This window comes from Pedobacter sp. AJM, assembly GCF_002197755.1.
Classification (GTDB): domain Bacteria; phylum Bacteroidota; class Bacteroidia; order Sphingobacteriales; family Sphingobacteriaceae; genus Pedobacter.
Genome location: NZ_NHOT01000003.1, coordinates 577910 through 593242, shown reverse-complemented (window position 1 = coordinate 593242; position 15333 = coordinate 577910). Strand labels below are relative to the sequence as shown.

The window sequence follows — 15333 nt, the reverse complement described above, 5'->3', positions numbered from 1 at the left end:
TGAAAACTTACTTCTGCAGATCGAATCCTAAATTTTTGCTGTCCTTACGATGGGTATAATTCCATAACAGGCCTTTTAATACCCATTTTGCCAGGTGCGATTGCTGATTAAATAAATATTTAAACACCGCCTTCGGGCAGGCTATTAGAGTATAGTACACAGAAAAGAGAACGGTATTCATTAAGCCTGTATTCTTCCTGATAAAGAGCATCCTGTTGCGCGTGTGGAAATAAATTTTTAGCGGGCTGTCTATGCCAACACTTATTGATTCCTTGTGGTAAACATGGGTTTTGCCAGTAAACCAAACTTGTTTGCCAATTGCTTTGAATTTTTCACACCAGTCCAGCTCTTCATAATACAGAAAATAATTTTCTTCCATTAAGCCTGCTCTGAGCAGGTCTTCCTTACGGCACATCATTGCGGCACCATGGCAATACCCGGTTTGATGGCTTTTATTGGCATATTGCCCTTCATTTCGATCCAGTTCGCCAATGGTGGCATTTCTGCCTGTGAGGTGATTTACAGGCGTGAAACCTGCATACTGAATTACATCCTTTCGGTCGTAATACAATAATAACGGCGACAAAAGTCCTATGTTTTTATGTTGTTCAAATTCTGCGCAAAGGGTTTCGATACATCCGGCAGGCAATTCGGTGTCGTTATTTAATAAAAAGATATAATCGCCAATGGCTTGCTTAATTCCTAAATTATTTCCGCCAGCGAAGCCCAGATTCTCCTTCGATTGAATATATTTAATGTTTTCAAAGTAAGGTTGAAAAACATTTTCCTGGTTTTGCTTAGCCCCGTTGTCTACAATGATCACTTCAACATCTTTTCCATCATAATGTTTACCGATTGACTGGAGTAGTGCGATGGTTACGGCTTCCTGGTGAAAATTGACGGTAATGATGGAGGTGGTGGACATGGCGTTTTATTAATATTGATGTTAATCTGCCTGGCAAAAATAATCTAAATGCTTTTGATAATCGATTTCATGGATGCAATCTAACTTTTATTTGCTGAGACATCATTTATAGCCTGGTAAATTTCTTCGGCATTTTTGGCCCATGTATGGGTATGTGCAAAGTTAATTCGTGCAGTAGCCAAAGTTTCGCTGTGCTCAACCAATGCTTTTTCTGCCAATGTCACGTAATCTTCTTTCGTTTCAGCCAGGTAAACATGCTGTTCAAAAATGCTCATGGCTGCTGTATTGGTGGCGATAGTGGGTTTGCCCATGGCCAGATATTCGTCAATTTTACGAGGATAATTGCCTATGGTAAGCGGGTTTATCGCCTGCGGATTTAAGCAAACATCAAATCCTTTAATGTACGCAGCCAGTGTCTCCGTTTTTTTGCTTCCTAAAAAGTGTACATTGTCTAATTGATGAAGTTCACTTCTTTTAAAATCATCATCCTCTGGTCCAACCAATATGATACTCCAGTCTGGTCGTGTTTTTGCCAGGTGTAAAAGAATGGCTTCATCAAGCCTTAATGATAATATGGCACCTACATACCCCAATCTCGGACCTCTGATTGCAGAAAGATCATCTGGTAAAGAAATAGGGCCATCATGTTTGAACAACTTAAAATCACAACCCTGTCCAACATAAAAAGAATTCGGATTGTATTTTTTACAATAGTTGGCCAGGAAAACTGAATTTGCCACGCATAAATCACTTTTTTCAATCAGTTGTGGCTCCATGTATTTTCCATGATACTGCCAATAGGGGGTAGCAATGATATAGTCTCTGGAGTAATAAACACTTATCCCAGGTTTTAAAAATTCCTTTAAATGAAAGCTCCTGAAAATATCATTGTCATTAAACAGAACGAAATTTTCAAAATTCAATCTTTTTGATGCGACATGAATGTCCCGGGCAAATTTCCTGTTATTTAATTTATTTAACCAGCGGAATACCGGCATGATTTTGATCCAGTTAATGGATTCGACTATGACTTTAGGATAATACACCCACAGATTTGGCGATACCTGTTCGAGGCCTTCTTCCTTACCGGCAATAATGCGCAACCTTTTCTTTACCAATTCAACATTTCTTTGTTGCAAGCTCGTCCTTCGGTCTAAAGGTGCATTCACGTACAGTACCCGGTTATTTTTGCTAAATTCAAGCGCCAGATCTTTGCAATTACTGCCAATTGCGGTGTCCCAGGGTTGCTGACCAACGATAATAATGTCTCTGTTCTTTAAAATCGACATTTTCTTACTTTTTTGTATGTTCTGATGTGTTTAGTCCTCTGATGAAACCCACTATTCCAAACAGGGTGCCTATGATGGCCAACAATTCTATCGGCATGATTAATGATTATCTTTAACAGGTTTATTGTGATGCGGCGTGACCATAAAAGATTTTTTGGCCTTGCCAATACTAAATAATGCGATCACCATTCCAATCATTGCTCTCGGAATTTGTAAGATAGCCAGATAAAGCCTTTTATCTACATAGAATTTTCTGGGTACGGCGATGAACAAGGTAATGCAAAGACTAAGGAATAATGTGATCCAGAATTCCCTGCCCGGTCCGATAGGATTAAAAAATGATTGTGCAGCCATGATGAATAGCAATGCCAGTAGCAAGATCCTGGGTACTAAAAAAGTTTGAAATGTTTTATTGAAAAACGCTATGTTTCCCTTAAATAACATCAAGATGCCTTCTAAAGCATATTCTTTCAGGAATTCTATTTGAGATGCAATCCATCTTGTTCGCTGATTGGTAAACACCTGTGCATTTTCTACTTTTTCATCATAAACAAATACATCATTTAGGTAAGCCACTTTAACTTTATCACTGGCCATCATAAAATCCAGTTTTTTATCTTCGCCCACTGTTTCTCCAATATAACCTAATTTGCTATGGAAATATGAAAAATCGAAAGCCACTCCCGACCCAATTAGTGTGGCCGATAAACCCAAAACAGCGTGACCTTTGCGGTAGATCTGGTTATTCACCTCTTCATTACAAGCGTCTAAGAAAGCAAAACTGGTATCTACATTTTTAGCTGTTCGGTGTACCTGAATGACTTTGTTCCCCTGTTGAAAGGCATAATTGATGTAATGCAAACAATCTGCTCCCAATACATTATCAACATCCAATACCATTGCAATATCGAAACCCTTATCTTTTAGCTCTTCCATGGCAAAGTGCATGGCTTTCCCTTTGGTGCTTTTTTCAAAAAAAACCTCGATAACATTTGCACCCATTTCTTTCAAAATGGCAATGGTTTGGGGCTGTAAGCCGTCTGCAATAACGACAACTTCAAAGTCTCCGTTATAATGATGGTTTAATGCAGATTTTACACTTTCGATAATAACACTATTTTCCCTGTAGGTAGGAAAAAGCAAGGCAATCTTTTTATAAGTGATGGCATGTTTTTGTGATTTAGGTAAATTAAAAAGGCCGGCAATCGCAAAAAAAGCCAGATACAAGCAATTGATAAGCAGGTAAATGCCTAAAATCCAAAGTGCTATGTGTAAGAGATTAATGATGATTATTTCCATCAGGTTCAGTTTGGTTTAACTTTTTATCAAGCCATGGTGCAATATATACAAAAGACCATGACATGAACATGATTACAGATGATGGCATTCCATTCATCACTTCATTGCCGTAACTACAGATAAAACAGGCCACTGTTCCGGCCGTAAGGGCAATCATCTTTGCCTTTAACCCCGGGTCTTGAATTTTCCAAACAATGCCGCTGCATTTCCCAATAATATAGGAGGTAATGGCAAACCAGAAGATGAGGCCAACAACGCCATACATTACCCATACCTTTACCCAGTAGCTGTCTGGTGGTATATTGGCAATGACTTTATCAGAGTTGTAGGTTATTCCATTCATCCCGCTCATTCCTAAACCTGCGCCAAAAGGCAAGTCTTTTAATATGGATTTTAGCTTTTTCTGGTTATCCAGCCTTACTTTGAAAGAAGCATCTTCCGGATTTAATGCGCTGCGTAAACGACTGATCTGAAATATATTTTCGCCAATGGTTGTGTATTTTAAGATAAAAAATCCGCTTCCACATAACAAGATACCTACAAATAATACCTTAAAATTTTTACTTAGAAATAAGGCGCTTGCTACGCCGGCTGCCAGCGCAAATAGTGCACCCCTGGTACCTGAAATGGCCATGCCATATAGAAATACAAAGGTGAATAATGCGATAATTATTTTTTTTCCAAAGCTAAACGGGCCAATAAGGAGTGCCAGCGAGATCACAGCCATAATGGCCTGCGAGGCACCAAATTGCCCCGCATCCGAGTAAATGGAAAATACCCGGAGCTTACCTTTTATAATATGCGTCATCTCGTTACCCATGCCCATCCATTGCTGTTCGCCGCTGGTGAGGCCAAAATAAAGTTGTTTTACACCATATAAACAGGCGAGAAAAGAAAATAAGAAAATGAATATAATAAACTTATTTAAGTCTGACCGGCTGTTAAATATTAAAAATACCAGTGGTGAAATGAGCAACCAGTTTAAAGCCACAAACCTTAATTCATTGAACCAGGCAACAATGCTGCCACCGTAGGGATTTAATATTTGAAGGAAACTGATGCCAAACCAAATTAATGATAATATTACGTGTTCATTTTTTATGTTTTGCCAGTTGAATTTATCCATATTGATCAGGATACTACACCAGGTGAGCAGCAATAGCGCTTCTAAAGCAAGTCCGACCGGAACCTGTAAAAAGGATTTAACCAGAAATCCCAGACAAAAACAATAGGCAAAATAGGCCCAAAAGGCAAGGCGTGGATTTTTGACAGCATACACCAGAAAAGTACCTGAGGCCGCAATGGCTATTGCACACAGGGGACCAAGCAATCCAAATTTGCTGATGGAACCAGCAACTAATATGGAAAGGCACATGGCGATAATAAAAAAAATAATCTTTTTTTTATTATCCGTGATATAGGTGTTCAGTTTATCAAGCATTAGCCTGCTGATTAAGCTTTAACGCCGCTGATGATCCATCCTGCAAACTTTTTGTCCGCATTCAGTTGTGTAACCTTTTCCTTTTCATGGTTGGCAATGGAGTCGCCTGCCATAAATAAAGCGATGTATTGATCTGTAAAGAAGATCCACTCTTTAATGGCCGACAAACTGTTTACCGGATCTAAATACACCAGGATTAAATCAAACTGTGCATTAAATGTATTGAATATTTGCTGGATGCCTTCCTGATTTCCCTTTTCCAGCAGCGACTTACCTCCTAAATCATTGCTTAAAAAAGTAATGGACTGATCAGCTACAATGGTTGCTCCTGATAAAATATTGCCGATAGATTGGTTGGTTGGAATTTTCAATTTTTCCAGTTCCAGGGCTATTTCAGCATGACCAATGATTAAAATCTTTTTGCCCAATGAATCAAAAGCATAAGTTAAGCCAACAAGTGTAAAAATTGGAGATCTGGCAGATTTCAGACTTGTAATTCCCAAAACTTTCTGGTTTTCTGTGGCAAGCAAACGGTCAATTTCAAAACGGAGTGCACGCATTTGGTCCTTAAATAAAGAAATTTCTTGGTCTGTATATTCCTCCTCCCAGATTTTGGTGATATCCCTGTTTCTAGGTTTGATGAAATTTAACTCACCGATTACCTTGCTATTGGTAGCTGCTTTTAGTTCCTGCGCATTGTTAATAGAATGATCTAAAAAGTAAATGATAAATAGCAGGAAAAAACAGATAGCGAAGCTGGCGATAACACTTAATGCCATGTAAATCGGTTTTTTTGACGATTCCGCAACGGTAGGCACACCTTCCTGTACGAGTTGCAAGCGCAGACCAATATTTTTATCCAGACTGGTTTGGTTGTAGCGGCTTAGTATTTCCAGGTATTCTTTAGTTGCTACATCGGCATTGCGTTCATAATCCTGAACGCCTGCATCAAAGGGAACCATTCCGGTGAATTTTGCATTTAACTTGTCTAACTCCCTGTCGATATCTTTAATACCCGCCGTTGTTTTTTCTAAATCGATTCCTATAGCTATGCGTCTTTGAACTAAAGTTTGCTTGGCAACGAGCGGATCGCTTACGTAACGGTCATTTGACTTTAATAACTTTGCACTCAACAGCAGTTGCAATGAATCAACTTTCTTTTTATCAAGGGCTTTATAGCCACCATCCAGGTATATATTCTCTGCAGTTTCGATTTTGTTTTTTAAATTGATGATATCCTGATTATCAGCCACTACTTCAGCTCCAAGATATTTATCTGTATTCCGGCCATCTAACTTATCGTTTACATTTTTTAAGGCGGCCAGGGCAGCTTGCCTGTCAATTAAGGCCTGACTTTTTTTATTCTCGTTATCAGTAATTTGCTGATAGATGATTTGTGATTGCTTATCCAGATTTAATACGCCGTTTTTAATTTTATAATCTTTCAACTGGCGTATGCGGTCATTCATCACAGTTTCTTTTTTCTTCAGGAGCGAATCCAACACCAGTATGGATGTGTTTTTATTGCTGATCTGATCTAAACTGTAATTATTGATAAAATCGTTGGCGAGGGTATTCACCACAAAAACAGAAAGCAAGGTATTCTGAGAAATAAATTCTACGGATATAAAATCACTGTTCTGTTCATGCGTAATATTCAGCTTTTTATTCAGCTGTACCGTACCATAGCCCATAGATTCAACAAGGTTGAACAGCATTAACCTGCCATTATCAAGGGGGGTTAGTACCTCTCTTTTCATCAAGCGGCTCTCGAACAAATTAATAGCCTCTTGTTTTTGGGCAGCATTCAGATTTTTGAGATCGGTACTTAGCGGCTTAAAAGGTGCCTGCGGGTTTTTGAGGTCGTGCAATATTAATCTGTAAGACAGCAGACTCATATTTTTCGGCATCCGCATCACATCAATAATGGTGGTAAACTGTTGGTTCAGTTTTATAATGATATCAGGACCCGAATAACCTTGTACTTCCGATGCCACCTGCCGGGATGGATCTAGTAAACCAGTAGAAATCTGTGCCACAGATTTATATTCTTTCGGTAGATTCCTCACAAAGAGAAACGTGATGATGAGTGTCAGTACAGGGATTGAAATGATCAGCCACCTGTACTTACGTGTAAGATTTAAAAATTCTTGAATGTTCATACTTCTTTATTTCACGTCCTCTAATGCCTCACCAATCAATGCTTCGAGTGAATCTTTAGCTTTGAGCAGATTAAGTTCTGCCAGCAAGCGTTCAGAATTGGCATATGATGTTATCGTTTTCGCCTTGGTATAATCATCCAGACTGGTTTCGCCTTTCTCAAATTTATATCGAAGTGCGTCACTGGCCGCTTTATTATCGGTGTAGGTTTGCGCCTTAACTTTCAGATCTGCAGCTTCACGCAAATATTCGTAATAGGTTTTCTTCACTTCCGAGGCCAATAATATATCGTACTCCTGTGCCTGGTAAATCTTTTCATTATGTTCTTCTTTCGCCTGCCTTACATAAGCAGGAGTTCTGAATAAAATACCTACGTTAAAAAAAATACCAAGCTGCAAGCCGTTTAATGTATAGTTATTGGTCGTGTTAATTTTTGAAGCATTGGTTGGACTATAATTATAAGAAGCTGTAAAAGCATCAAAATAAGTAGCCCTTGCTACGCCAACTTTAGCCTTTGCGCTCAACTCACTGGCCTTATACATTTTCCTTTTAGGGTAGTTTTGCTTGGCCAAATCAACATACTTTTCCAGAAGCATGTAGTTAATATTTCCAATAAAGCTCTCCTGGGCATAGGTATTTATAGAAAATAGAATAATAATAATGAATAGAAAAATTTTGGTCATTGGTTTGGTAATCTACCGTTTTGTTTGGGGATTTAAGTTATTGAGATAAATCAAATGTCAAAATTAGTGAATTAGTATATTCTTTTCTGTAAACTAAATCCTTTTTTTTCATCAAGTTGTAAGCTTTTAAATACCTGAGTGGAATTAATTTCATAACCGTGGTGATCCAGATGCTGCTACATCACCTGCTATTTTTTTATTTTTTAGTGAAAAAGTGTTTCTATTGTTTATTAAATAGGATTTTTATGCAGTGAATAAATCCTGATTTACGGTATTTCAGATATGATTAAGTGCTTATTACTAATGGCTTTTTAATTGTTTTGGAAACTGATCAGTGGGAAGATCGTGCAAAAATTTACTGTTTTTTACTGAGTTTATGTTCAAAATGGTTGGCCTGTCTGTTTTCTCTTCTTAAAATCGCGCTGTTTTCCATATCAGTTGTAGCCTGTTAACTACTTTCAGAATGAACATGAAGAGATCAGATAATCCTCAAAACAGCTGGTATAAAAAAGAGGCTGATCATTTTATCAATGATGCAACCTCCTTTGTAAAATGGTTGAAAATATTTTCTAATTATTATCCCACCAAAGGCGATCGGTAATTTTCGCTTTTTGCTGCGGTTGAGGATTAGAGATCATTTCTGAATTTGGATATAAAACCCTTCTCGGAATTTCTGATAATGCATTTTTTACTTTGTTTAAAACCGGAAACCCGGTGCGGCGCCAGTCGGTGTAGTTTTCTGGGTTAAGGAAGTTAGACACCGATTTTTCCTCCATAATTAATTGTATGGCATTAGTTGCACGAAGTGGCCCCCTTGCAGCAAGGTAATTATTAATGTCGGTTGTACTTACTCCTAATTTTTCCATATGGCGTTGAACACCTTCGGCATAAAATGGCTGTGCAGCATCAGCACCGGAAATAATAAAAGTAGCCTCAGCTTTTAAGAAAGCAGCTTCAGTGTAATTAACGAGGTAGTTATTTGCACTGGCACCTGCATAAAAATCTGCCGGAATAGAATAGGATTCCAGGCTACCGATTTCTTCCAGTCCAATCTGCCTGCCGGTATACAAACCCGTTTCAGTAGCTGGTTTCACCATCTTACTGAGTCTGGGATCATTTCTTAATTTCAGCTGATCCACAAAAGTATTTGCCAGCACGAATGTACTGCCGGGTAAAAAGTTCTGTTGCCATGGGTTTTCAGCTCCTGCAGAACCGCTAAATGAGATTTTAAAATCATCATCATTATTTTGCATACCATTGCTTAGTGCTGTTAAGGCCAGTTGTGCCTGTGCTGCTGCAGAAGTACCTGGTGCCTTGGTCAGATGCATGTAGAAGCGTGCTTTTAGGGTATAGGCAAGCTTTTTCCATTTTGCCATGTTACCAAGATAGATAAGATCATCTGCACCCGGTGTTAAACCCGTCTTCTTATCAATATCTGCAATGCTTTCATCCAGTAAGCGCTGCAATTGTATGTAAATCTGCTGTTGCGAGTCATACACAGGCGTAAGCATTTCTTTTCCCTTAAAAGCCTGGCTGTAAGGGATATCGCCAAAAGCATCTGTGGCATAACCCAAAGTATAAGCACTGAGTATTTTCGAAATCGCGGCATAATTTAAATTGCCATTGGTTGTCGCTTTTATATTCAGCAAGTTCAGGTTATTTAATGTGCGCACGTAGATGCTATTCCAATCACCATCCATGTCTATGTGATACATTTGATACGTGCCGAAATTGGGTGCTACCTGGTTCAGGGCCATTACCTGCAGGTACTGCTGAAGAATCACACTCAGGTTTCCATCCCCTGAAGCATTTATATTTTGCGAGATGAGCATTTGAATAGGCGGAAGCATCAACGATTCCTTCACATCTATTGGTCTGTTAGGATCATTGTTCACATCTATATATTTTTTGCAGCCGGCAAAAGCTGTGATCAGTGTAAAACTTAAAATATAATATATCTTTTTCATGTTGATTATTGCTATGTGGTGCTTACAATGTTAACTTCAGACTAAAATCTACAGATCTTGAGGTAGGAATAGAGAAGGAATAAATTCCCTGTGAACCATTGGAAGAGCCAAATGAACTTACTTCAGGGTCCCCACCAGTAAAGTGTGGTGCGTAAATCCATAAATTTCTACCCGTAACCTGGATTCCTAATGTTTTGAAAGGCGTTTTTTGCAGCCAGGTTGGTTTTAAGTTATAGCCGAAACTTACATTTCTCAATTTTACATAAGTACCATCCTGAATAACGGATTCAAGTATACTGTTGATTCGCTGGTAATAAGCCTGACCTGAAACTGAAACCGTATTGGGTAATCCGGTAGTGGCATTAACACCTTCCACTACTCGGTTTTCCCGGTTTTCGGTTACTTTTGGTGTACCATAAAAATAGCCATAGCCATCAACATTGTTCTGGATATCGCCACCTTTTTTCATATCAAAGGAGAAACTTAAGGTAAACTGCTTGTATTTGAAGTTATTGATAATGCCGCCCATCCAATCCGGATTGATGTTTCCGATAATGCCCTGTTCATCTGCGGCGAATGGCAATCCATCATCACCGATGGATAATTTGCCCTCACTGTTTTTGGCATATCGTGTTCCATAAATGACGCCATAAGGTTGATTGGCCAAAATAAAAGTAAAGCCATTACCAATCTGGTTAAGGTTATTGTAAATAGACAATACTTTATTTCTGATTCTGCTATAATTCAGTGTCAAATCCCAGCTAAAGTTTTCTGTTTTAATGGGTTTAGCATTTAAAAGTACTTCGATACCTCTGTTACGCATGGATGCAGTATTTACACTGGTAGAATTAAACCCGGTTGAAGGTGCAAGTGCTACATTGGGAATAATTCCGTTTACGGTCTTTTTATCGAAATATGTTACTTCCAAACCTATACGGTTTTTAAAGAAACCGGTTTCCAGGCCTACCTCAAATTCATTAATCCGCTCATTTTTTAAGTTGGGATCACTTAATACCGTACTGATCAGAAAGCCGGATTGACCTTGATATGGAAAGGCGATGTTTCTTACTGTTTGTGATTCATAAGGTGTAAGCAGGCTGTATGGACCAATACTGGCATTTCCAACGGTACTGTATGATACCCTTAACTTTCCGAAGCTCATGATGTCAGAAACTTCTTTTGAAAAGAAGTTAGAGAAAATAAAACTTGTAGCAGCAGAGCCATAAGGATAAAAGCTATTGTTTCTGGCCAGTACGGAAGTTCCGTCATATCGTCCGGTGAGGGAGAGGATCAGGAATTTTTTATAGTCGATATTTGATTGCAGGTAAAACCCTATTTTTCTGCTTAAGTAGCTGGTTTCCGTAAATTTAACCGTAGAAGTAGATCCTATGTTATCAAATCCCGGAACGGTAATCCCAAGCCCGTTGGCATATGCATTTTCAGAATAGGTAGAGATGATGTTATTACCTAAGATAGCATCAATGTTAAAATCACCAAAACTTTGATTGGCTCCGATAATTAAGTCATTGTTGTATTGTCTGAAATTGGTGTTACTATTTACGATCCGACCATTGGGATTAGATACGGAGAGTGAAGATTCATGATACTTTCCTTGTTCGGTGTATACATCAGCACCAAAGCGTTCTGTTACGGTTAACCAGCTCAGGGGCTTATAACTGGCGTTAAAAGTGGGTAAAAACCGGTTAACTACTGATGTGTTGCTGATATTATCCAATACCCAGTACGGATTGTTTCTTGAAAAGCGGTAAAGTCTTTGTGTTCCGTCTGGATTAAGGGCAGGTTGAAGATTGTAAGAAACCGGTGCCGTAAAGATTGTCCACACCGGACTCTCTAAAGCATAACCTTCAGGTAACCTGTTGTTTTTAGTGTTGGCATAATTAAGGGAGAAGGTAACGTCAAGATTTTTAAGTATTTGCGTGCTGAATTTTCCAAAAACCGTGTTTCTGTCAAAGGAGGTTTGTGGTACCGTACCATCTTGCGAAAGATTGGTATAGGATAGGAAATAAGTACCTGAAGCACCACCACCATTTATACCAATGGTATTGGTATAGGTTTTACCGGTTTTAAAGAATAAATCTGATTGATCGTAAACCTTTGCTGGTTGTCCGTTTATTTTTAGGGTGTCCATTCTTGCTCCCCAGGAAGTACTTGTTTTTTGGTTTACGCCATCAAAGTATACACCATTTGATCCTAATGAGTATTTATTCTGAATCTCCGGCAGTAAAGGGGTTTCTAAAGACAGGGAAGATGAAAAACTCAATGTTGGTTTCTTGTTTTGCATTCCGGTTTTAGTGGTGATGATAATTACTCCCTTTGCACCGTCAGAACCATAAAGGGCCGTTGCTGCTCCTCCTTTTAAAACGTTGATACTTTCGATAATATTAGGGTCCAAATCTGCTATTCTATTCGTTCCCGGGCCAGAATTCAGGTTTCCGGTTTCATCGTTATTGACCGGAATCCCATCAATTACCATTAAAGCTTCATTATTTCCATAAAGGGAATTGGCACCCCTGATTACTATTCTGGATGAGCTACCCGGCGAACCTGATGAACTGGTGATCTGTACACCTGAAACTTTACCCGCCAGTGCATTTACCAGATTGGGCTCTTTGGTTTGAGTTAACTGTTCACCTTTTACCTCCTGCGAACTGTAGGTAAGGTTGCGTTTTTCACGCTTAACGCCCAATGCGGTAACCACTACTTCGCTCAGGTTCTGCTGATCTTCCTGAAGCACAATAGACACTGCAGGCTGCCCGTTGAACGTAAATTCCCGGGTCTGGTAGCCTATTCCGCTGATGACCAGTACAGAAGGATTTGCGCCGCTGATGGAAAATTTCCCTTGAGCATCTGTAGATACGCCCTGGGATGTACCTTTTACCTTTACTGAAATGCCAGGTATGGGCATTCCATCTTTAGTCGTAATTTTACCACTAATGAGAGACGTTTGGGCTTGCAGCTGTATAAAACAGAGCATGACTACTGCCAGAAAAGCAGTTTTGAGTTTAGTTATCATGTGGTTTGGTTGTTAGTCTGCCCAAATTTAGGTGACTTGCAAACCAGATCATTAGAGGATTTTATCAGGTATTAACCATAATTTAACAAAAATATTACGCAAATGTTAAATGCATTGGAGGGAAGTATGAAATGCTGACAATGATGAACTTAAGGTATAATTTTATATTTTTTGAGCATAACCCGAATGCAGTTTACACTTTAAACATGATAATACGATAGGTTATTTTAGTTGCATGAAAAATGAAAACGATATTTTAATGAAGGAGTAGAAAATAAAAATACTTCCAATTTTTTTAAAGCATCCAATTGGTATATCCATAATATTAAAGAATTATTAAATCATCATGATTGATGATGAATATCATTTCATTTAAAGGCTCGTAGCGATTATTTAAGCCACATTATAAATGAATTAACAGGTGCACAGTTGGCTTTTTAAAAAATAAAAATGCACCTTTGCGAACCGCTAGCAGAGGTTTTGGCATGTATTAAATTAAATAGTTGTTTATGGAAGAAATGGTTGTAGAAGAGGTTCAGGAACTACTTGAAAAACAAGATGATATTGCCTTAAAGAAATATCTCGACGGACTGAATATCTCTGATGTAGAAGAATTAATTGATGAACTTCCACAATGTGCAGCCAAATTCATCGAAACCATTTCCCTCAACAGAGCTGTAAACGTATTTCGTATTCTCGATTTTCCTACCCAGGAACGGATCATTAAAAAGCTTTCAGGTAATAAGTTAAATCAAATTATAAAGGATTTACCACCTGATGATCGTACCGCGCTTTTTGGTGAAATGAAAGGCGATGTGGTAAAGAAAATGATTTCCCTTTTACCTTCGGAAGAACGTAAGGAATCACTGGCACTTTTAGGCTATAACGAATATAGTATCGGTCGTTTAATGACGCCCGATTATATTGCTGTAAAGCCAGAATGGTCGGTAGCGAGAGTGCTGTCCCATATCCGTCGGTATGGAAAAAACTCTGAAACGATTGATGTGGTTTATGTGATCGATAAAGATGGCGTATTGCTGGATGATATCAGGATTCGGGAAGTTTTGTTGGCCGATCCGGATTCTATCATCGGAGAATTAACAGACAAACGCTTTATCGCTTTAAAGGCAAATGATCCGCAGGAAGATGCCATCAACATTTTCAGGATGAATAACCGGGTAGCTTTACCTGTTGTAGATGAAAACAATATTCTGCTGGGGATTGTGACGGTAGATGATATCCTCTGGATTGCCAATGAAGAATATACAGAAGATATGCATAAAATAGGGGGTACAGAAGCTTTAGATGAGCCCTACCTGGATATTCCGATTTTAAAATTGGTGAAGAAACGTGCAGGCTGGTTAATTGTACTCTTTTTAGGGGAAATGTTAACGGCAACGGCCATGCAGCACTTCGAAATTGAACTCGAAAAGGCTGTGGTACTTTCCCTGTTTATTCCTTTAATTATGAGTAGTGGTGGTAACAGTGGCTCGCAGGCTTCAACCCTGATTATTCAGGCGATGGCACTTGGTGAAGTTACCATTGCAGAATGGTGGCGCGTAATGCGTCGCGAATTGGTGTCTGGCTCAATGCTGGGGATTATATTGGGAACCATTGGCTTTGTGCGCATTGTGATCTGGCAGGAACTGCATCTGTATGATTATGGACCTCACTTTTTCCTGATCGCCACCACTATATTTTTTACGCTGGTAGGCATTGTATTATGGGGAAGTTTAATCGGCTCTATGATGCCCATTATCCTCAAAAAGCTGAAGCTCGATCCGGCAACTTCATCAGCACCATTTGTGGCCACAATGGTGGATGTGACCGGTATTGTCATTTACTTTAGCGTAGCCGTATTGATTTTAAAAGGAGTTTTATTATAAAATAAATGATGGAAAAGAAAATAACCACACTTTTTACAGACATTGGCGGCGTGTTGCTTACCAATGGTTGGGACAGGCATGCCAGGGGAGAAGCCTCTGTACTTTTTGATCTGGATTCGGTTGATTTAGAAGAACGCCACCATTTAACCTTCGACACTTACGAAGTTGGAAAATTAACTCTCGATGAATATCTTGAGCGGATCGTGTTCTTCAAGCCTCGTCAGTTTACTTACAATGATTTTAAAGAATTTATGTTCAAAAAATCATTGCCTTACCCGGAAATGATCCAATTAATCTGTGATTTGAAAAAGAAGTATCAGCTTAAGGTAGCGGTTATCAGTAATGAAGGCAGAGAGCTTAACCAGTACCGGATCAATACTTTTAAACTGAATGAATTTGTAGATTTCTTTGTCTCATCCAGTTTTGTACACTTCCGTAAACCTGATGCAGATATTTTCAAAGTTGCGATAGATATTTCACAAAGCGATGTAGCTACCAGTTTATATATTGATGACCGGATGCTTTTTGTGCAGGTAGCTGAAGGTTTGGGATTGCAAGGGATCTACCACACCAGTTATGAAGATACCAAGGCGCAGCTTGCGGCTTATGGATTGGAGGTTTAAAACAGTATTTGAACTGTTAATGTTGT

10 protein-coding genes are annotated in these 15333 nt (G+C 38.9%); 2 read left to right on the top strand and 8 right to left on the bottom strand.

The window, feature by feature from the left end:
- Positions 1-7: 7 nt before the first annotated feature.
- The 8 genes from CBW18_RS08325 to CBW18_RS08290 all read right to left on the bottom strand — a co-directional run bounded on the left by CBW18_RS08325 (position 8) and on the right by CBW18_RS08290 (position 12798).
- Positions 8-925 carry a glycosyltransferase family 2 protein gene (locus CBW18_RS08325; protein WP_088300837.1) on the bottom strand — a complete coding sequence of 306 codons (918 nt, stop codon included), beginning with the start codon at positions 923-925 and terminating at the stop codon, positions 8-10.
- An 80-nt stretch (positions 926-1005) separates the two neighbouring features.
- Positions 1006-2214, bottom strand: coding sequence for a glycosyltransferase (locus tag CBW18_RS08320; RefSeq protein WP_088300836.1), 1209 nt, complete (start codon positions 2212-2214; stop codon positions 1006-1008).
- Positions 2215-2313: 99 nt separating this feature from the next.
- Positions 2314-3513 (bottom strand): glycosyltransferase family 2 protein, encoded by a 1200-nt coding sequence (locus tag CBW18_RS08315; RefSeq protein WP_088300835.1) that lies wholly within the window; start codon positions 3511-3513, stop codon positions 2314-2316.
- Positions 3494-4954 (bottom strand): O-antigen ligase family protein, encoded by a 1461-nt coding sequence (locus CBW18_RS08310; RefSeq protein WP_088300834.1) that lies wholly within the window; start codon positions 4952-4954, stop codon positions 3494-3496. Before CBW18_RS08310 ends, CBW18_RS08315 begins: the two co-directional genes overlap by 20 nt.
- Positions 4955-4965: 11 nt before the next feature.
- On the bottom strand, positions 4966-7116 hold the full coding sequence (locus tag CBW18_RS08305; protein WP_088300833.1) for a lipopolysaccharide biosynthesis protein: 2151 nt from the start codon (positions 7114-7116) through the stop codon (positions 4966-4968).
- 6 nt (positions 7117-7122) lie between these two features.
- On the bottom strand, positions 7123-7797 hold the full coding sequence (locus tag CBW18_RS08300; RefSeq protein WP_088300832.1) for a TolC family protein: 675 nt from the start codon (positions 7795-7797) through the stop codon (positions 7123-7125).
- A gap of 569 nt (positions 7798-8366) precedes the next feature.
- Positions 8367-9764, bottom strand: coding sequence for a SusD/RagB family nutrient-binding outer membrane lipoprotein (locus CBW18_RS08295; protein ID WP_088300831.1), 1398 nt, complete (start codon positions 9762-9764; stop codon positions 8367-8369).
- A 22-nt stretch (positions 9765-9786) separates the two neighbouring features.
- On the bottom strand, positions 9787-12798 hold the full coding sequence (locus CBW18_RS08290) for a SusC/RagA family TonB-linked outer membrane protein (protein ID WP_088300830.1): 3012 nt from the start codon (positions 12796-12798) through the stop codon (positions 9787-9789).
- Between the two features lie 509 nt (positions 12799-13307).
- Between CBW18_RS08290 and mgtE the strand changes: the two genes are divergently transcribed.
- Positions 13308-14684 (top strand): magnesium transporter, encoded by a 1377-nt coding sequence (gene mgtE / locus CBW18_RS08285; protein ID WP_088300829.1) that lies wholly within the window; start codon positions 13308-13310, stop codon positions 14682-14684.
- A gap of 8 nt (positions 14685-14692) precedes the next feature.
- A complete protein-coding gene (locus CBW18_RS08280; RefSeq protein WP_088301343.1) occupies positions 14693-15307 on the top strand; it encodes an HAD hydrolase-like protein in 615 nt (204 codons plus the stop codon).
- The last annotated feature ends 26 nt before the right edge of the window (positions 15308-15333 follow it).